Annotated in this window: 18 protein-coding genes and 1 tRNA gene; 8 read left to right on the forward strand and 11 right to left on the reverse strand. The window is 65.2% G+C overall.

All coding sequences use genetic code 11. The features are described 5' to 3' along the window. Positions 1-28 precede the first annotated feature (28 nt). Positions 29-826: a queuosine precursor transporter gene (locus OHB26_RS10305; protein WP_442942895.1), complete on the forward strand. Its 798-nt coding sequence runs from the start codon at positions 29-31 to the stop codon at positions 824-826. Here the strand turns inward: OHB26_RS10305 and OHB26_RS10310 are convergent. From OHB26_RS10310 to OHB26_RS10335, 6 genes are all read right to left on the reverse strand, one after another. Next, positions 817-1,059 (reverse strand): hypothetical protein, encoded by a 243-nt coding sequence (locus OHB26_RS10310; protein ID WP_330183964.1) that lies wholly within the window; start codon positions 1,057-1,059, stop codon positions 817-819. The genes OHB26_RS10305 and OHB26_RS10310 overlap by 10 nt on opposite strands. A 116-nt stretch (positions 1,060-1,175) precedes the next feature. Continuing rightward, the gene (gene tgt / locus OHB26_RS10315; RefSeq protein ID WP_330183965.1) at positions 1,176-2,423 is read right to left on the reverse strand and encodes a tRNA guanosine(34) transglycosylase Tgt; all 1,248 of its coding nucleotides are present in this window, start codon (positions 2,421-2,423) and stop codon (positions 1,176-1,178) included. A gap of 99 nt (positions 2,424-2,522) precedes the next feature. Beyond that, positions 2,523-4,490 carry an ABC transporter ATP-binding protein gene (locus OHB26_RS10320; RefSeq protein WP_330183966.1) on the reverse strand — a complete coding sequence of 656 codons (1,968 nt, stop codon included), beginning with the start codon at positions 4,488-4,490 and terminating at the stop codon, positions 2,523-2,525. 70 nt (positions 4,491-4,560) lie between these two features. Further along, complete coding sequence (locus tag OHB26_RS10325) at positions 4,561-6,294, reverse strand: ABC transporter ATP-binding protein (RefSeq protein ID WP_330183967.1); 1,734 nt, start codon at positions 6,292-6,294, stop codon at positions 4,561-4,563. Between the two features lie 65 nt (positions 6,295-6,359). Beyond that, the gene (locus OHB26_RS10330) at positions 6,360-6,875 is read right to left on the reverse strand and encodes an RrF2 family transcriptional regulator (protein ID WP_330183968.1); all 516 of its coding nucleotides are present in this window, start codon (positions 6,873-6,875) and stop codon (positions 6,360-6,362) included. Between the two features lie 36 nt (positions 6,876-6,911). Next, positions 6,912-7,508 (reverse strand): TetR/AcrR family transcriptional regulator, encoded by a 597-nt coding sequence (locus OHB26_RS10335; RefSeq protein WP_330183969.1) that lies wholly within the window; start codon positions 7,506-7,508, stop codon positions 6,912-6,914. A gap of 134 nt (positions 7,509-7,642) precedes the next feature. Between OHB26_RS10335 and OHB26_RS10340 the strand changes: the two genes are divergently transcribed. Beyond that, complete coding sequence (locus OHB26_RS10340) at positions 7,643-9,982, forward strand: MMPL family transporter (protein ID WP_330183970.1); 2,340 nt, start codon at positions 7,643-7,645, stop codon at positions 9,980-9,982. Between the two features lie 85 nt (positions 9,983-10,067). On the opposite strand, the gene OHB26_RS10345 is transcribed toward OHB26_RS10340, so the two are convergent. Next, positions 10,068-10,508, reverse strand: coding sequence for a hypothetical protein (locus OHB26_RS10345; protein ID WP_330183971.1), 441 nt, complete (start codon positions 10,506-10,508; stop codon positions 10,068-10,070). 130 nt (positions 10,509-10,638) lie between these two features. On the opposite strand from OHB26_RS10345, the gene OHB26_RS10350 reads away from it, so the two are divergent. The 4 genes from OHB26_RS10350 (at position 10,639) to OHB26_RS10365 (ending at position 12,624) form a co-directional block, all read left to right on the forward strand. Continuing rightward, the gene (locus OHB26_RS10350) at positions 10,639-11,271 is read left to right on the forward strand and encodes a TetR family transcriptional regulator (RefSeq protein WP_330183972.1); all 633 of its coding nucleotides are present in this window, start codon (positions 10,639-10,641) and stop codon (positions 11,269-11,271) included. A gap of 67 nt (positions 11,272-11,338) precedes the next feature. Then, complete coding sequence (locus tag OHB26_RS10355) at positions 11,339-11,971, forward strand: glyoxalase (protein ID WP_330183973.1); 633 nt, start codon at positions 11,339-11,341, stop codon at positions 11,969-11,971. A gap of 72 nt (positions 11,972-12,043) precedes the next feature. Then, the gene (locus tag OHB26_RS10360; protein WP_330183974.1) at positions 12,044-12,256 is read left to right on the forward strand and encodes a hypothetical protein; all 213 of its coding nucleotides are present in this window, start codon (positions 12,044-12,046) and stop codon (positions 12,254-12,256) included. Then, entirely contained in the window at positions 12,253-12,624 is a 372-nt protein-coding gene (locus OHB26_RS10365; RefSeq protein ID WP_330183975.1) for a type II toxin-antitoxin system death-on-curing family toxin, read from the forward strand. The genes OHB26_RS10360 and OHB26_RS10365 overlap by 4 nt, the downstream gene beginning before the upstream one ends. A 73-nt stretch (positions 12,625-12,697) precedes the next feature. Here the strand turns inward: OHB26_RS10365 and OHB26_RS10370 are convergent. The 3 genes from OHB26_RS10370 to OHB26_RS10380 form a co-directional block, all read right to left on the reverse strand. Further along, positions 12,698-12,785: transfer RNA gene (locus tag OHB26_RS10370), tRNA-Ser, on the reverse strand. Positions 12,786-12,839: 54 nt separating this feature from the next. Further along, positions 12,840-13,295 (reverse strand): nucleoside deaminase, encoded by a 456-nt coding sequence (locus OHB26_RS10375; protein WP_330183976.1) that lies wholly within the window; start codon positions 13,293-13,295, stop codon positions 12,840-12,842. Between the two features lie 5 nt (positions 13,296-13,300). Next, positions 13,301-13,840, reverse strand: coding sequence for a tRNA adenosine deaminase-associated protein (locus OHB26_RS10380; protein WP_067570755.1), 540 nt, complete (start codon positions 13,838-13,840; stop codon positions 13,301-13,303). Between the two features lie 58 nt (positions 13,841-13,898). Between OHB26_RS10380 and OHB26_RS10385 the strand changes: the two genes are divergently transcribed. Continuing rightward, positions 13,899-14,846 (forward strand): prephenate dehydrogenase, encoded by a 948-nt coding sequence (locus OHB26_RS10385; protein WP_330183977.1) that lies wholly within the window; start codon positions 13,899-13,901, stop codon positions 14,844-14,846. A 91-nt stretch (positions 14,847-14,937) separates the two neighbouring features. Here the strand turns inward: OHB26_RS10385 and OHB26_RS10390 are convergent, their stop codons facing one another. Further along, entirely contained in the window at positions 14,938-15,540 is a 603-nt protein-coding gene (locus tag OHB26_RS10390) for a putative glycolipid-binding domain-containing protein (protein WP_330183978.1), read from the reverse strand. 427 nt (positions 15,541-15,967) lie between these two features. Between OHB26_RS10390 and OHB26_RS10395 the strand changes: the two genes are divergently transcribed. Beyond that, entirely contained in the window at positions 15,968-17,110 is a 1,143-nt protein-coding gene (locus OHB26_RS10395) for a DNA cytosine methyltransferase (protein ID WP_330185571.1), read from the forward strand. Positions 17,111-17,160 lie beyond the last annotated feature (50 nt).

A 17,160-nucleotide genomic window follows, 5' to 3' on the forward strand; every position in this document is an offset into this window, starting at 1 on the left:
GCCTAAGGCACCCCACCAGCCCATAACCATGGATCGCACCGGGGATACTGCTCGGGTGAGCGATACGAAAACGGTCGAATCAGACCGATCTGGACACCCCGCGCCCGAGCACGCAGCATTCGCCTCGGCCGCGGGGGGCTACTACACGCAGGTGGTCGTGGTCTTCACCGCGGTCCTGCTGATCTCCAATATCTGCGCCACCAAGGGCGTGCAATTCTTCGCCGACAAGCATGCCGCGCTCGGCCCGATCCAACTGCTGCCGATCAATACCGACGGCGCGTTCTTCCTCTTCCCGATCGCCTATGTGATCGGCGATATCCTCAGCGAGGTCTACGGCTTCAAGGCCACCCGCCGCGCCGTCTACTACGGCTTCGGCATGCTGTTGCTCATGGTCGGCACCTTCTGGATCGCCATCGGGCTGCCCGCCGCCGACTTCTACGAGAACCAGGACTCGTTCCGCAATGTTCTCGGCACCACACCGCAATTGGTGCTCGCCGGACTCGCCGGATACTTCGTCGGCCAGTTCCTGAACTCGGTCACCCTGGTGCTGATCAAGGAGCGCACCAAGGAGAAGCACCTATGGGCCCGGCTGATCGGCTCCACCGTCGCCGGTGAGTTCGGCGACACCCTGGTGTTCTGCTCCATCGCCGCCACCGCCATCGGTATCCACACCTGGCCCGACTTCATCAACTACGTACTGGTCGGCTTTATCTGGAAGACCCTGGTGGAGGTCTTCATCCTGCCCATCAGCTATCGCTGCATCGCCTTCCTCAAGAAGCGTGAGACCAGCTACCGCCCGCGTGAGCGCTCGGCGCTCTACGAGTAGGCGGTCACGGCGCGGTCGCCGCCCAGCGGGCGGCGACCGCGCGTGCGCGCGTAATCCCTGGCCATACCGATGATCTCGTCATCGGATAGTCCGCAGGCACGGGCGAATTCGAGATGCCCGTCGGTGACCGCTCCCCCGGTCCGCGCCAATGCCGCCGTGAAACCGAACACCGCGCTCACCCGCAGGACAGCACGCGCCGCGGTCGACCCATCGGCCTCGATCAATCCCGGCATCTGCGGTCCTCCTCGTACTGGGTAACTGCGTTCCCTCGATCGTTGCCGGGTGGACCATCCCGAACAATGACGAGTTACCCCCGGATCGATTAGCCAGGCTCACCGATCCCGCGAAGCTACGCCTCCGGAGCCTTGACGCGGCCCTGCCACTGACCCATGAACTCGGTCTTGTAGGCGTCGAAATAACCGCCCTCGATACTTTCGCGAATGCGGTCCACCAGGCGAATCGTGAAGCGCTCGTTATGGATCGTGCAGAGCGTCGAGGCCAGGATCTCCTTGGCCTTGAACAGATGATGCAGGTAGGCGCGGGTGTAGTTGGCGCAGGTGTAGCAGTCGCAGGTCTCGTCGATGGGGGTGAAGTCGCGGCGGAAGCGGGCGGTATCGATATTGAACCGGCCCCTGTCCACATAGATGGCGGCATTGCGGGCCACCCGCGACGGATTCACGCAATCGAAAGTGTCCGCACCGTTCTCGACCGCGACGAAGACATCCTCGGGTTCGCTGATGCCGAGCATATGCCGGGGCTTGCTCTCGGGAAGCTCGGCACAGCACCAACCGACAATGGTGCCGAGATTGTGCTTCTCCAGCGCACCACCGATCCCGTAACCGTCGAATCCCGTTCCGGCGGCACCGCGCAGCGCCTCGAGATCGCGACAAGCCTTGCGGCGCAGGTCTTCATACTGCGCGCCCTGGATGACACCGAACAGCGCCTGATACGGGCGATGCGATCGCGCCCGCGTGAGCCGCTCGTGCTCGTCCAGGCAGCGCTGCGCCCACAACCTGGTGCGCTCCAGCGAATCCTCTTGATAGCCACGGGTATTCATCAATGTGGTGAGCTCATCGAAGGCGAACATGACATCCGCGCCCAGCTGATGCTGGATACCCATGGACACCTCGGGGGTGAACCGATGCCTGGAACCATCCAGATGCGAACGGAAGGTGACGCCGTCGTCATCCACATGGGCGAGGCGCTCCTTACCCTTGGCGATCACATCGTCGTTCTGCACGCCGACGGACTCCATGGCCAGCACCTTCTTGAAGCCGACGCCCAGCGACATGACCTGGAAGCCGCCGCTGTCGGTGAAGGTCGGACCGGGCCAGTTCATGAACTTCGACAGTCCACCGGCCTCATCCACAATGTCCGAACCGGGCTGTAGATACAGGTGATAGGCGTTGGACAGCAGCGCCTGCGCGCCGATCTCCTTCATGGTCTCCGGCAGCACCGCTTTGACGGTCGCTTTGGTGCCCACCGGGATGAACGCCGGGGTGGCGATCTCCCCGTGCGGGGTGCTGATCAGCCCCGATCGACCATGACGGCCTTCCAGCCGGGTACCAACCTTGAAAGAGAATTCGGGAGCGGACACCCGGGCATTCTCGCAGCACCGACCCTGTCACCCGGCACACACCCATAAAAGAAAGGTCCGCCCGCACCGTATGGCGCGGGCGGACCGTTTCCTTCGGTTCTAGCTGCTCGCCTTGCTGAACTCGACGGCGGCGTCCGGCTCCTCGTCCTCGTCGATCGGGGCGGCGAACTGGGCCTTGTACAGGCGGAAGTACGCGCCGCGGGCGGCGAGCAGGGCGTCGTGCGTTCCGGTCTCGACGATCTTGCCCTTCTCCATGACGACGATCAGGTCGGCATCGCGGATGGTCGAAAGGCGGTGTGCGATAACGAAACTGGTGCGATCCCGGCGCAGCGCCGCCATGGCGTGCTGCACCAGCAGTTCGGTGCGGGTATCCACCGAACTGGTGGCCTCGTCCAGAATCAGAATGGACGGCTTGGCCAGGAACGCGCGCGCGATGGTGATGAGCTGCTTCTCACCGGCGCTGACGCCGGAGCCCTCCTCATCGATCATGGTGTCGTAGCCGTGCGGCAGCGCGTGCACGAAACGATCCACATACGCGGCCCGGGCGGCGGCGAGGATCTCCTCCTCGGAGGCGTTCGGATTGCCGTACGCGATGTTCTCGTGAATGGTGCCGCCGAACAGCCAGGTGTCCTGCAACACCATGCCGATGCGAGAACGCAGATGATCACGGGTGATTCGGGTGATATCCACATCGTCGATGGTGATGGCGCCCGAATCCACCTCGTAGAACCGCATGAGCAGATTCACCAGCGTGGTCTTGCCCGCACCGGTCGGCCCGACGATGGCCACCACATGTCCGGGCTCGGCGACCAGCGACAGCTCCTCGATGATCGGCGTCTCCGGCTCGTACCGGAAGGACACCTTCTCGAACGCGACGCGGCCGCGATCCACCGGGCGCGAATCCTCGACCTCGGGATCGGGCACCTGCTCCTGCGAGTCCAGGATCTCGAAGATGCGCTCCGCCGAGGCCACGCCCGACTGCAACATGTTGATCATCGAGCCGATCTGGGTGAGCGGCTGGGTGAAGCCACGCGAGTACTGGATGAACGCCTGCACCTCACCCAGGGACAGCTGACCCGATGCCACCCGCAGGCCACCGACGACCGCGATGAGCACGTAGTTCAGGTTCCCGAGGAACATGATGGCGGGCATGATCAGCCCGGAGATGAACTGCGATTGGAACGAGGCGTCGTAGAGCTTGCCGTTGGTCTCGTCGAAGCGTTCGCCGACCTCACGCACGCGACCGAAGGCGCTCACCACCTCGTGCCCGGTGAAGGCCTCCTCGACCTGGGCATTGGCCGCGCCGGTCAGTTTCCACTGATCGACGAAGTGCGGCTTGGAACGCTTGGCGATCTGCGCGGTGACGATCACCGCGAGCGGCACGGTCAACAGCGCGATCAAGGCGAGCAGCCAGGAGATCCAGAACATCATGCCCAGAATGCCGATCACCGAAAGCACCGAGATGAGCAGCTGGCTCATGGTCTGATTCAGCGTCTGCGCCACATTGTCGACGTCATTGGTGACGCGGGAGAGCACATCGCCGCGCGGCATGGAGTCGAAGTAGCTCAGCGGCAGGCGGTGGATCTTCTCCTCGATCTCCCCGCGTAGTCGCTTCACCGTCCGGTTGATCACCACATTGAGCAGGAACGCCTGCAACCAGCCGAAGACCGAGGAGCCGACATACAGCGCCAGCACCAGGGCCAGCACATGCCCGACGGCCGTGAAGTCGACGCCGACGCCGGGAATCACGTCCATGCTGGCGAGCATGTCGGCGAAGGTGTTGTCCCCGCCCTGCCGCAGCGCCTCGACGGCCTGATCCTTGCTGGTGCCCGGCGGCAGACCCTGCCCGAGCTGTTTGCCGACCACACCGTCGAAGATGAGGTTGGTGGCCTTACCGAGAATCTGCGGGCCCAGCGTATTGAGCACCACCGAACCGACGGCCAGCGCCAAAACGATTGAGAGATAGAAACGTTCGGGCGCGAGACGGCGCATCAACCGCTTCAGCGACGGACCGAAGGACTTGGCCTTGGTATCGGGCGCGCCGGGATTCGGCTGTCCGGGCCTCATCGGACCTCCGCCTGTGTCATGCGGGACACCCGCACCCGATCGGTGCGATGAAAGGCTTCGCCATAATATTTCATCGCACCTCCTCGACGCTGAACTGGGACTCCACGATCTCCCGGTACTCCTTGCAATCGCGCAGCAGTTGGTCATGCGTACCGATACCCGCCATGGCGCCGTCCTCCAGCACCACGATCTGATCGGCCTCACGAATGGTCGAAATACGCTGCGCCACAATGATCACCGAAGACTCGGAGGTCTCCGGCTGCAACGCGTCCCGCACTCGCACATCGGTGGCGACATCGAGCGCGGAGAAGCAGTCGTCGAACAGGTAGATGCGGGGTTTGCGCACCAGCGCACGGGCAATCGCCAAACGCTGGCGCTGACCACCCGAGACGGTCGTACCGCCCTGTGCGACAGGGGTTTCCAGCCCCTGCGGCATATCCCGCACGAAGTCGGCGGCCTGCGCGATCTCCAGCGCGTGCCACAGCTCTTCCTCGGTGGCGTCGGGCTTGCCGTAGCGCAGATTCGAGGCGACGGTGCCGGAGAACAGGTACGCCTTCTGCGGCACCAGGCCGATCTGATTGCGCAGCGTCTCCAGCTCGATATGCCGGACATCGGTGCCGCCCACGTAGACCGCGCCGTCGGTGACATCGATGAGCCGCGGAATCAGATTGACCAGCGTGGTCTTACCCGAACCGGTCGCGCCCACGATGGCGGTGGTGGTGCCGGGCGCCACCCGGAACCGAATCGCCCGCAGCACAGGCTTTTCCGCGCCCGGGAACTTGAATTCGGCGAAGGCCAGATCCACGATCGCGGGATCCTCCTTGAACGCCTGCGGCAGCGGCGGCTCCAGCACCGAGGAGTCGGTGTCCAGCACCCCGCCGATCCGCTCGGCCGAGACCGCCGCGCGCGGTGCCATCATGGCCAGGAACGAGGCCATCATGACCGCGGTCAGGATCTGCATGATGTACGACAGCATCGCGGTGAGCGAGCCGATCTGCATGGTGCCGTCGTCGATATTGTGGCCGCCGAACCAGATCACGCCCACGGCGGTCACATTCGAGATCAGCATGACCAACGGGAACATCAGCGCCATATAGCGGCCGACATACAGCGACTGCTCGGTCAGCTCCTTGTTGGCGACACCGAAACGCCAGGTCTCCTGCCGCTCGCGCACGAAGGCGCGCACCACGCGGATACCCGTGATCTGTTCGCGCAGCACGCGGTTCACGCTGTCGATGCGATCCTGCATCCGCCGGAAGCCGGGCACCATACGGGCGATGATGAGGGACATCGCCAAGCCGAGCGCGGGCACCGCGATGAGCAGCAGCCAGGACAGCCCGAGGCTTTCGCGCAGCGCCATGAAGACACCGCCCACGCACATGATCGGGGCCATCACCAGGATGGTCGCGCTCATCAGCACGAGCAGCTGGACCTGCTGCACATCATTGGTATTGCGGGTGATGAGCGAGGGCGCCCCGAAGACGCCGACCTCCCGCGCGGAGAAGGTGCCGACCCGGTGCAGCAGGGCCGCGCGCATATCGCGGCCCGCGCCCATGGCGGCCTGTGCACCCAGATAGACAGAGACGCCCTGCGCGATGATCTGCACGCCGGTGACGGCGAGCATCATCAGGCCGGTGCTCCAGATATAACCGATATCGCCCTTGGTGACGCCGTTGTCGATGATGTCGGCGTTCAGGCTCGGTAGATAGAGCATTGCGATGACCGAGATCAGCTGAAGCACCACGACCCCCGCCAACTGCTTGCGGTAGGGCGCCAAGAAGGTGCGGAGTAGTCGAATCAACATGATGGTGGCAGGCTACCGCCATAATGCGCCGTCCGGCGCGACGTTTTCCGGCACAACCGTCTGATTCAGATATTCGGCCGGTCCAGATCCTGCCACTGCGTCGCGGTCGATCCCTCGGCCGCGCGATTACGGCGGGTCCACGCGTCCGGATCGTGCAGCAGTTCGTCCAGGAAGGACGGGAGCAGGTCGTGCGCGATATCGGCGATGGTCACCCGTTCGAGTACGGCGCGGATATTCACCCGCAGGCCGATCCACACCCGCTGCAGCGGTTCGGCCGCTCCGGCGTAGCTGACATCCTCCGGGCGCTGTCCGCGCACCGAGGCGAGTGGTCCCTCGACCGCGCGAATGACATCGGCGATGCTGATTTCACCGGCGGATCGGGCGAGCCGATATCCGCCGTCCGGGCCGCGCCGACTGGTCACCAATTTGCCGCGCCGCAGATCCGCGACAACCGATTCCAGCACCTTCGGTGGAATGTCCTGTGCCGCGGAGATGGCATCGGCCTTCACCGAATCCGATTGCGCCTTCGCGATTTCCACGAGGGTGCGCACCGCGTAATCGACCTTCGCGGTGATGTGCACTTCGCTCTCCTGATCTCGTCGGCGGCGAACGAAACCTTATCGCGGCGAATTCAATACACCGAGCGCGGCTTCCAGTAGCACGCCGCCGATCAACTCCTCGGAGGCATTGGGGACGCTCTCCTGCGACATGAGCGCGGCGCTGAGCACCTGCATGGCCGCGGCGGCGCGCAGCGTGGTCTCGTCATCCGCACCGGGTCCGGCGAGCCATCGGCACATGCGGCGGCTGAGTTCGATCATGTCCGGATAGCGGTCGCCGAGGGCATTGAGGATGGCGACCGTATCGCGCATGCAGAGAGTGCCGGCGGTACGATGCCCGAGAATGGATCGCAGGTGTGATTCCAGTACCTCGCGCACGGTCTGCGGCGAATGCGGAATTTCGTCGAGGCTCTCCACCAACTCACGTAGGTCGTCGACCATCGGCTGGATTATCGCTATGAGCAAATCCACTTTGGAGGCGTAGTGATAGTAGAGCGATGCCTTTGTGATTCCCACCGCATCGGCCACCTCGCGCAGACTGCTCTGCTCGAACCCTTTGCTGGTAAATAACTCGATCGCAGCGTCGCGGATCGCGTCTTTCGTACTTCTACCTGCGACAACAGTTCCCGCGATACTTCGACCCACCATATGCCCCATCCTCTCACCAGGCGCCGTGGCGCGAGTGCCGCCGGAAAAGTTGAGGTTGTTCCTCCGGTTAATTCATAGGTAGTCTACCTACCGCACGGTAGGCAGAAAATCATCGCCCCGAACACATTGCCAGGAGAACCTCTGTGTCCGTTTACCTCTATCGGTGGGGAAAGTTCGCCTTCCGCCGAAAATGGCTCGTCATCGGAGTGTGGCTGCTAGCGCTGATCGTCATCGGCGGCGTCGGCGGCTCCCTCGCCAAACCCTTCCAGGACAGTTTCAATATGCCCGGCCTCCCCTCGGAGCGGGCAACCGAGATCCTCGACAAACACTTCCCCGGCGCCTCCGCCGACTTCGACCCCGACGCGGTCACCGGCACCTACGTGATCGGCGCACCCGCGGGCGAGAAGCTCACCGACCCGAAGAACGCCGCCGCGCTGCAGGCCTTCGTGGACAAGCTGAACGGACTCGACATCGTCGACAAGTCCGTGCCGGCGGTGAATCCCATCAACGTCACCAAGAAGATCGGCGAACCCGCCAAGATCGACTGCCTCAGCAGTGGCGATCGCGGTTCCTCGGACTTCTCGGGCATCTGCTCCAGCGCACCGCTCAATGTGCTCAACAAACAGACCCCCGACTCGGTCGCCACCGTCAAGGCGAAGTACGCCATCGCCAAGTTCTCGGACATCACCAAAGATGACCAGACCAAGGCGTACGACATCGGCGACGACGCACGCGCCAGCGGGCTCACCGTCGAACTGACCGGCTCCATCGCACAGGAGCAGGGCGGATCACAGGGCACCTCCGAGATGATCGGCATCGCCGTCGCACTAGTGGTCATGATGGTCGGCTTCGGCGCGGTCGTCGCGGCCTTCGTGCCCATCCTCACCGCGCTCGTCGGTGTCGGCACCGCCATCTCCATCATCATGTTCGGCACACACTGGCTGACCGTGCCGACCTTCACGCCGATTCTGGCGTCCATGATCGGCCTGGCGCTCTCCATCGACTACGCCATGTTCATCGTCTCCAGGTACAAACATGAACTGGCCGTATCGAATTCGCCGGAAGAGGCGGCGGGCACCGCTGTCGGCACCGCCGGATCCGCGGTCATCTTCGCCGGTCTGACGGTCATCATCGCGCTGGCGGGCCTGGCCTTCGTCGGCGTCAGCTTCCTGACCTACATGGGTATCTTCGGCGCGGTCTCCGCCTTCATGGCGGTACTGGTCGCGGTCACCCTGATGCCCGCGCTGATGGGTGCGTTCGGCCGCTTCCTGTTCAAGCCGAAGCTGCCGCTGGTCGCCAAGCACGATCCCGAGGACGAGAACTCGACCACCAACGGTCAGCGCTTCGCCCGGCTCATCGGCAAGGCGCCGGCGCTGACGCTCGCCATCTCGGTGGTGCTGCTCGGCCTGCTGGCCGCGCCCGCGCTCAATATGCAGCTCGGTCTGCCCGGCGGCGACTCCATGCCCAAGGATTCGACGCTGCGCAAGGCGTACGACCTGCAGACCGCCGGATTCGGTGAAGGCTCCAACGGCACCCTCATGGTCGCCGTCGACCTGAGCAAGACACCGTCGGATCAGCGCACCGAGGCGCTCAACGCACTGCGCTCGAAGCTGGACTCCTACCAGGGTGAAGGCGGGCTGGACTACCTGACCTTCGCGCAGACCAGCAAGGACGGCGAAGGCGCGCTCTTCATGGCGGTGCCCAAGGCCGGGCCGAACGACAAGGTCACCAAGGACCTGGTCAAACACGCCCGCGATGCCGAATCGGAGTTCAACGACCGGTACGGCATGGAGTACGGAATCACCGGCACCACAGCCATTTACGCGGATGTGTCGGCGGGTCTGCTGAGCAAGATCGTGCCCTATCTGGCGATCGTGGCGGGCGCGGCATTCCTGCTGCTGATCCTGGTGTTCCGCTCGATCCTGGTACCGCTCACCGCGGCGCTCGGCTTCCTGCTGTCCATGGCGGCCACCTTCGGCGCGACCGTGCTCATCTTCCAGGAGGGCAAGTTCAACCTGGTCGAGGCGCATCCGCTGGTGTCATTCCTGCCGATCATGTTGATCGGCTTGGTATTCGGCCTCGCCATGGACTATCAGGTGTTCCTGGTGACCCGTATGCGTGAGGAGTACGTGCACGGCAAGTCCGCCAAGGACGCCATGATCAGCGGCTACCACCACGGTGCGCGGGTGGTGACCTCCGCGGCCATCATCATGATCTCGGTCTTCAGCGCCTTCATGCTGGAGCCGAATGTGGTGGCCAAGTCCATGGGCTTCGCCATGGCGGCGGGCGTCCTGCTCGATGCCTTCGTGGTCCGCATGGTGCTCATCCCGTCCCTGCTGGTCCTGATGGGCAAGTGGGCGTGGTGGATTCCGAAGTGGCTCGATCGCGTCCTGCCCGATATCGACGTGGAGGGCGCCAAGCTCGCGGCGCTCAAGGAGTCCTCGGCTCCGGTCGCACTCGACAAGGAACCGGCGGGCGTCTAGTCCCACTTGCCGAAAAGCCCTGCCCCGCATCTGGATTCAGGTGTGGGGCCGTGCTTTACCTGTCCGGCAGCGTTTTTCGAGCGGGTCACGCGCGGGCCAGCTCCTCGGACATGCGCGCGGTGATGGCCGTCAGCACGCGGGCCGCGATCTCCAGTTCCTCTTGGGAGACCACGCCGTAGGCCGGGTCCAGGATCTTGCCCGACGCGGCGCGCACCCGTGCGACCATTTCGCGGCCGGCCGCGTTGATTTGCACTTCATCGCCGGGAAGCATTGCCAGTAGGCCCTTTTCGATCAGGGCCGCGGCCGCCCGCTCGACCTCGTTTGGCTCCCACCGGGTCATTCCGGCGACCCGTGCGATATGTGCGACGCGCGGCACCGCGACGCCCGCGGCCAGGGCCTGATTCAGGGTGATCCACTGCCGCTCGTCCAGGGTGGTCCCGGTCAGGGCACGGGCCAGGATCGCGGTGTGGTGCTTCTCGGCCTGGCCGATGATCGCGGGGTTCAGGGTCGGGGCGGTGGTGGTCATTTCGAGCTCCTCGTTCAAGGGTTCCGTTCGGCGTACAGCAATCATGACACCCAGTTCCAAAAGTGTGCAAGTACCAATTTGAACTGAGTCCCTAGAGCTACTCAGTTCCGTTCTCGGTTATGCTTGCGCCATGACCGTCGACGACCGCACACTGCCGCTGCGCGAACGCAAACGGCTGCGCACCCGCCGCGCCCTGGCCGATGTCGCATTGCGGCTCTTCACCGAACAGGGCTTCGACGCCACCCGGGTGGAGCAGTTGGTCGAAGAGGCCGAGGTCTCGCGCAGCACCTTCTTCCGCACCTTCCCCACCAAAGAGGCCGCCGCCACCGAAGCGGAGACCGAACTGTGGTCGAATTACATTGCGGCACTGGAGGATCGAGAGATCGCCGGGCCGATCCTCGGCGAACTGCGGGACACACTCACCACCGCGACCGAAGCGTTGCCACCGGATTGGGATCAGCGCTATATCGCCACCCGCCGCCTGGTCCTGACCGCACCCACCCTGATGGGCCATGTCGACTATTACCGCTCGGGCGTTGAGAAGCAGGTAATCGACTGTCTCACAACCAAACTCGGCCTCACACCGGATGATCTGCGCCCGCATATCCTGGCCGAGCTGACCACCACGGCCTGGAGTATCGCCGGGCGCGCCTGGGTCGGCACCGATGGCGACGGCGGCCGCGCCGCGCTCATCGACCGCCTGCACAATGCCTTCGCGGCCATTCCGACCGCCCTGGAACTCACCGCCGGCAAGGCCGGGTAGAACCAGTCCGCGAAGCGATCAGGAATCGAGAAGCGCCGGGGTACCCCCGCCCCATAACGTAGTTCTCATGAACATCACCGCAGCTCAGACCGCCATCCCCGCCGTCACCCTGGAGGCCCCCGACGCCGCCGCGACCGAGGCGTTCTACGCCGCGGCGTTCGGCCTCGGTGACAAGATCCGGGTGCGCGCCTCGCAGGCCCCGACCTCCGGCTTCCGCGGCTTCGTCCTCTCGCTGGTGGTTTCCCAGCCGAGCACGGTCGACAGCCTCATCGGCACCGCCCTCGATGCGGGCGCGACCGTGATCAAGCCCGCCAAGAAGAGCTTCTGGGGCTACGGCGGTGTCATCCAGGCGCCGGACGGCGTGCTCTGGAAGATCGCCACCTCCAACAAGAAGGACAGCGGCCCGCTCACCCGCGAGGTCGACGACATCGTCATCCTGCTCGGCGTCGAGAATGTGAAGGCCACCAAGCAGTTCTACATCGATCAGGGTCTGCCCGTCGCCAAGAGCTTCGGCAGCAAGTACGTCGAGTTCGAGGCCCCGGCCGGTTCGATCAAGCTGGCTCTCTACAGCCGCAAGTTCGCCGCCAAGGACGCGGGCGTCGACCCCGAGGGCACCGGCGCACATCGCTTCGCCATCAACACCAACGCCGCCCCCTGCACCGACCTGGACGGCTTCGATTGGGAGACCACCGGAGCCTGAGCAAGAATGCCGAGGCGCTCCAACCCGTCCCAGTGATACCAAAATGGTTCACCCACGTGGTATCATTTCGGTATGACTAAGACGATGAGTGTTCGATTCCCCGACGAGACCAAGGCTCGCCTTGAGCAGGCCGCCGAGGCTTCGCATATCTCCGCCAACGCTGCCGTGGTGCAGGCCGTGGAGCAGTGGGCCGCGCAGCAGACTCGCGCAGCTTTGGTCGCCGAGGCCGCTGACGAGGTGTTCGCACGTCGCGCCGGCCTGTTCAAGCGGTTGGCCGACGCATGATCTACCTGACCCCGGAGGACATTGTGAACCTCAATGCCCGCCACCTGGGTGGCACTGCGGCCGTACGCGACGCGGGGCTGGTGGCTTCCTCCGCGGGTCGTCCCTCCTCTGGGATGTTCGGAACCGATGCTTACCCCACACTGCAGCTGAAAGCCGCTGCGCTGCTTCACTCTTTGATCTGCAATCACGGGTTCGTGGACGGCAACAGACGCACCGCGTGGTCCGCTATGGAAATCATGCTGTGGATCAACGGCCGCTACTTTTCCGCGCTGTCCGAGGATGAGGCGTTCGACCTGGTGCACCTGGTGGCGACCGATTCGGAGATGGACGTCGAGAAGATCGCCGAAGCCCTGCGGATCGAGAGCTAGGCCAGAACACACCTGAACTGTTGCGGATACGAAAAGCCCCTCACCTGGAATTTCAGGTGAGGGGCTTTCTCAGCGGTGGCGGAGGGATTTGAACCCTCGGAGGGGGGTTACCCCTCACACGCTTTCGAGGCGTGCTCCTTAGGCCGCTCGGACACGCCACCGCCGGTGACTTTACCGGACCGGGCGCCCAATACTGAAATCGCCTGCGGAGGGGATCAGTGGCGCTGGGTTTTGAAGAAATCGTCGAGGAGGGCGACGCATTCGGATTCGAGGATGCCGCCTCGGACTTGGGGACGGTGGTTGAGACGTCGGTCACGGACCACGTCCCAGAGTGAGCCGACGGCACCGGTTTTCGGTTCCCAGGCGCCGAAGATCACTTTGCCCACGCGGGACAGGACCAGGGCGCCCGCGCACATGGTGCAGGGCTCGAGGGTTACCGCGAGGGTCGCGTCCTCGAGACGCCAGCCGTCGCCGTTCACCTTGGCGGCGGCGCGCAGCGCCAAGACCTCCGCGTGCGCGGTCGGGTCGCCGAGGGCCTCGCGGGCATTCGCCGCGCGCGCCAGTTCCCGGCCCGCGCTGTCGAAGACGACAGCGCCGACGGGTACGTCACGAGGATCCGCGGCGGCCGCCGCTTCGATGGCCGCGCGGATCATTTCCTCGTCGGAGGGCATACCGGTCAGCGCGGGAGCTTGTCCAGGACCGCCGAGAATTCATTGGCGAAGCCGAGGCGCTGGGCGACCATACCGAGCTGTTCGTCCGGGTAGAGGTCGGTTTCGGCGAGGATGACGCTCAGCACCGGTTCGGGCAGGCCGAGATCGGAGAGCACACCGAGGTCACCCTCCTCCCAGGGCTCGATATCGTCGAGTTCGTCCGGATCGATATCCGGGATCTCGATATTCAACTCCTCCAGCACATCGGCGGCGATGTCGTAGTCGATGGCCGCGGTCGCGTCCGAGAGCAGGATTCTGCTCCCGGTCGGGCCGGGACGGAGGATGATGAAGAACTCATCGTCGATATCGAGCAGGCCGAATACCGCGCCGGAAGCTCGCAGCTCACGCAATTCGGCCTCGGCCGCGGACAGACTGGAGAGCGCAGCCGCACTCAGCGGCGTAACTTTCCAATCGGCTTCTTCGCGGACAACCGCCACTGCGAACCCTTCCACGTCGTCGTACTCATCCGACGCCGCCCTGTTCGTGCTCGAGCGCTGTGCTGCCATGGGCGCAACGGTAGTCCGCTTCGGGGTAAATGTTGAAGTCGTATGCGAATCTGGTGGTATGACGGGCCATCCGAAAGCAGCAGTCTGTGTCCTCGGTACCGGATTGATCGGCGGATCGGTGCTGCGCGCGGCCGCCGCGGCCGGATACGACGTGTGGGGTTTCAACCGATCCGAGGCCGGGGCCAAGGCCGCCCGCGAAGACGATTTCGATGTGATCAGCGATATCGAGGCCGTGTTGCGGCGGGCCGCTCGCGAGGACGCCCTGATCGTTGTCGGTGTGCCCATGCCCGCGCTCGACACGATTCTCTCGGATGTGAAGTCGTTCGCGCCCGACTGCGCGCTCACCGATGTGGTCAGTGTGAAGGCCCCGGTCGCCGCGGCCATGCGCAGGCATGAGCTGGCCGGGCGGTATGTGGGCGGGCATCCGATGGCCGGGACCAGTGAATCCGGTTGGGCCGCATCCTCGCCCGATCTGTTCCAGCGCGCCGCCTGGGCGGTGAGCGTGGATCCGGGGGTGCACGAGGTGGCCTTCGACCGGGTGGCGCGGCTGGCACTGGACTGCGGATCCGTGGTGGTGCCGGTACTCAGCGAGGAGCACGATCGGGCGGTGGCGCGGATTTCGCATCTGCCGCATATGCTCGCCGAGGCGCTCGCGATCCAGGGGACCAATGGCGGGCCGCTGGCTTTGGGGCTGGCCGCCGGGTCCTTCCGGGATGGCACGCGGGTCGCGGCGACCGCACCGGATCTGGTGCGGGCCATCTGCGATCCCAATGCGACGGCACTGCTCGAGGTGCTCGAGGATGCGCTGCGCGTGCTGGAAGGGGCGCGGGACAGTCTGCGGGACAGCGGGACCATCGGACTGCTCGCCGATGCTGGGCATGACGGGCGGGTGGACTTCGAGGACAACGAGCGGTGGGCGATCACCGATGTGCGGCCGGGAGACCAGGATTGGGCTGCGCGGCTGGCCGACGCGGGAAGGCGTGGCGGGGTTATCGAGTCGCTCTGAGCTGGGGTGTGGATCCCGGCCGAAAGCATGCCGGGATGACGGGGAAGGCACTGCCGGGACGACGGGCGTCGGCTGCGTTCGGGATGACCCGTCAGATGCGTTCGGCGAGGCCGGGGTAGTCCAGAAGGAAACCGTCTTCGTCGACTGTGACCGTCGCGCTGGAGACGGGTGACAGAACGTGGATACCGTCGGCTCCGCTGCTGTAGGTGAGGCTGGCTTCCTGGACGAGCAGGTCGGGGAGGCGGACGTAGACGACCGGTACCTGGACGTCCTCGCTCGCATGCGCCAGACCGTAGCGGCGGATCGGCAGGGTGTTGAAGAACGGGCTCAGCACCACGTCGACATCGAGCGCACCGCCGAAGGTGGAGCGCACATGGGTGCCACCGGCATCGATGAGCCAGTAGTTCTCCTCATCGCGGGCGATGGAGGCATGCCGTTCGCCGCTGGCGAGGGTGCTGCGCAGGGAGAGGCGCCGGGTGACCCCGTTCTCATCGGTGACCAGGTCATAGGAGGCGCTGAAGGCCGGATGGTCCTCGCACTCCCCCGCGATGATCCGGCCGGCGGCGCGAATCCGGTTGCCGCTGAGCACAACCCGCACCGATTCCATTCGCGACGCGTTGTGCGCACGCCAGGTCAATATCGACGGCCATTTCGCCACCGCCGGTTTCGAGTCCTCGCTCCCGCTCTCCGTCACGCCTATAACCGTACGTGCTGGGTCTATCTGCCTCCGCTGCGCTCCGGCGGTGCTGGGTCTAATTGCCTCCGCTGCGCTCCGGCGGTTCGTGGCCCTGTGACCCCGGTTCTTCCCTCCCTCCGCTCCTCCGCTTCGCTCCCCCGCTCCGGTCAGTCCAGAACCGGGGGCGGGCCACGAACTTGGGGCTCTGGGCACAACGGGGGCGGGCCACGAACTTGGGGCTCTGGGCACAACGGGGGCGGCCGCGAACTTGGGGTTTACCCCTATGAGCGTGTTGCGGCGTGTCGGAGGGGGGCTGGGATGGCGGCGATGCAGACCGCCCGGTATGCCCTGTGTTGGTTGATGGCGGGTCGTCGGGACTCGAGTAACGTAGTCGCGGGCATTGGGGCACTTGGGGCTGGAAGGGAATTCTGTGGCTGGCGCGCGGATGGTCGGGCTGTTCGCCGGGATCGGCGGGCTGGAGCTCGGTCTTGCGACGCACGGCTGGGAGAGTGAACTGCTCTGTGAGATCGATATCGGTGCGCAGGCCGTGCTGGCGGCGCGATTTCCCGGGGTGGAGCTGCATTCGGATGTGACCAGGCTCAGATCGCTGCCCGCCGGGGTCGATCTGGTGGCGGCCGGATTCCCCTGCCAGGACCTGTCGCAGGCCGGGCGGACGGCGGGAATCACCGGTGCGCGTTCGGGATTGGTGGACGAGGTGTTCCGCCTGGTGAAGCGCAAACGCGGGCCGCGCTGGCTGCTCATCGAGAATGTGCCGTTCATGCTGCAGCTCGGCGGTGGGGCGGCCATGCGGCATATTACGAGCGCGCTGGACGAGCTCGGCTACACCTGGGCCTACCGGGTGGTGGACGCCCGCGCGTTCGGACTGCCGCAGCGCAGACAGCGGGTGCTGATGCTGGCCTCGCGCACCGAGGATCCGCGGCCGGTGCTCTTCGGCACGGACGCGGGGGCGCATACGGTCGGCGATCCGGCGCACGATCCGTGCGGGTTCTACTGGACCGAGGGCACCCGCGGGCTGGGCTGGGCGGTGAACGCGGTACCGACCTTGAAGGGCGGTTCCGGATTGGGGATCGCGAGTCCGCCGGCGGTGCGGCTGCCCTCGGGTGAGCTGGTCACGCCGGGCATCACCGACTGTGAACGGCTTCAAGGGTTCGAACGGGATTGGACCGCACCGGCTCTCGATATCGCCGGGGTGCGGCGCGGACATCGCTGGAAGCTGGTCGGCAATGCGGTGAGCGTGCGCATGGCCTCCTGGATCGCGGGTCGTCTCGCCGATCCCGCCGATGACGAATTCCCCGAGGGTGAGGCGCACGCCCGCCGCGCCTGGCCGCAGGCCGCGTGGGGCCGCGATGGCGAGGTGTACCGGGTTCCGGTCTCCACCTGGCCCGTACACGCGCCGTACGAGGATCTGCGCTGGTTCCTGGACGAGGTGAATCTGCTCTCCGCGCGCGCGACGGCCGGATTCCTGCGCCGCACCGCCATGGGCACCCTGAGATTTCCCCCTGGATTCATCGAGGATGTGGAGAACCACCTCGACCGAATGGGAGGATTTCCGCGCGAGGCCGCCTGAGCGCAGCGGGGCGACCCCGACCCGTACGCCAGGAGTCCACGCATGTCGCA

It is taken from the genome of Nocardia sp. NBC_01503 (genome assembly GCF_036327755.1).
Taxonomy (GTDB): Bacteria; Actinomycetota; Actinomycetes; order Mycobacteriales; family Mycobacteriaceae; genus Nocardia.

What these genes read in the sequence shown, in the direction of transcription:
- OHB26_RS10305 (WP_442942895.1), top strand. Translation starts at nt 29, where the DNA reads ATGGATCGCACCGGGGATACTGCTCGGGTGAGCGATACGAAAACGGTC.
- OHB26_RS10310 (WP_330183964.1), bottom strand. Translation starts at nt 1,059, where the DNA reads ATGCCGGGATTGATCGAGGCCGATGGGTCGACCGCGGCGCGTGCTGTC.
- OHB26_RS10320 (WP_330183966.1), bottom strand. Translation starts at nt 4,490, where the DNA reads ATGAGGCCCGGACAGCCGAATCCCGGCGCGCCCGATACCAAGGCCAAG.
- OHB26_RS10325 (WP_330183967.1), bottom strand. Translation starts at nt 6,294, where the DNA reads ATGTTGATTCGACTACTCCGCACCTTCTTGGCGCCCTACCGCAAGCAG.
- OHB26_RS10335 (WP_330183969.1), bottom strand. Translation starts at nt 7,508, where the DNA reads ATGGGGCATATGGTGGGTCGAAGTATCGCGGGAACTGTTGTCGCAGGT.
- OHB26_RS10345 (WP_330183971.1), bottom strand. Translation starts at nt 10,508, where the DNA reads ATGACCACCACCGCCCCGACCCTGAACCCCGCGATCATCGGCCAGGCC.
- OHB26_RS10350 (WP_330183972.1), top strand. Translation starts at nt 10,639, where the DNA reads ATGACCGTCGACGACCGCACACTGCCGCTGCGCGAACGCAAACGGCTG.
- OHB26_RS10355 (WP_330183973.1), top strand. Translation starts at nt 11,339, where the DNA reads ATGAACATCACCGCAGCTCAGACCGCCATCCCCGCCGTCACCCTGGAG.
- OHB26_RS10360 (WP_330183974.1), top strand. Translation starts at nt 12,044, where the DNA reads ATGACTAAGACGATGAGTGTTCGATTCCCCGACGAGACCAAGGCTCGC.
- OHB26_RS10365 (WP_330183975.1), top strand. Translation starts at nt 12,253, where the DNA reads ATGATCTACCTGACCCCGGAGGACATTGTGAACCTCAATGCCCGCCAC.
- OHB26_RS10375 (WP_330183976.1), bottom strand. Translation starts at nt 13,295, where the DNA reads ATGCCCTCCGACGAGGAAATGATCCGCGCGGCCATCGAAGCGGCGGCC.
- OHB26_RS10380 (WP_067570755.1), bottom strand. Translation starts at nt 13,840, where the DNA reads ATGGCAGCACAGCGCTCGAGCACGAACAGGGCGGCGTCGGATGAGTAC.
- OHB26_RS10385 (WP_330183977.1), top strand. Translation starts at nt 13,899, where the DNA reads ATGACGGGCCATCCGAAAGCAGCAGTCTGTGTCCTCGGTACCGGATTG.
- OHB26_RS10395 (WP_330185571.1), top strand. Translation starts at nt 15,968, where the DNA reads ATGGTCGGGCTGTTCGCCGGGATCGGCGGGCTGGAGCTCGGTCTTGCG.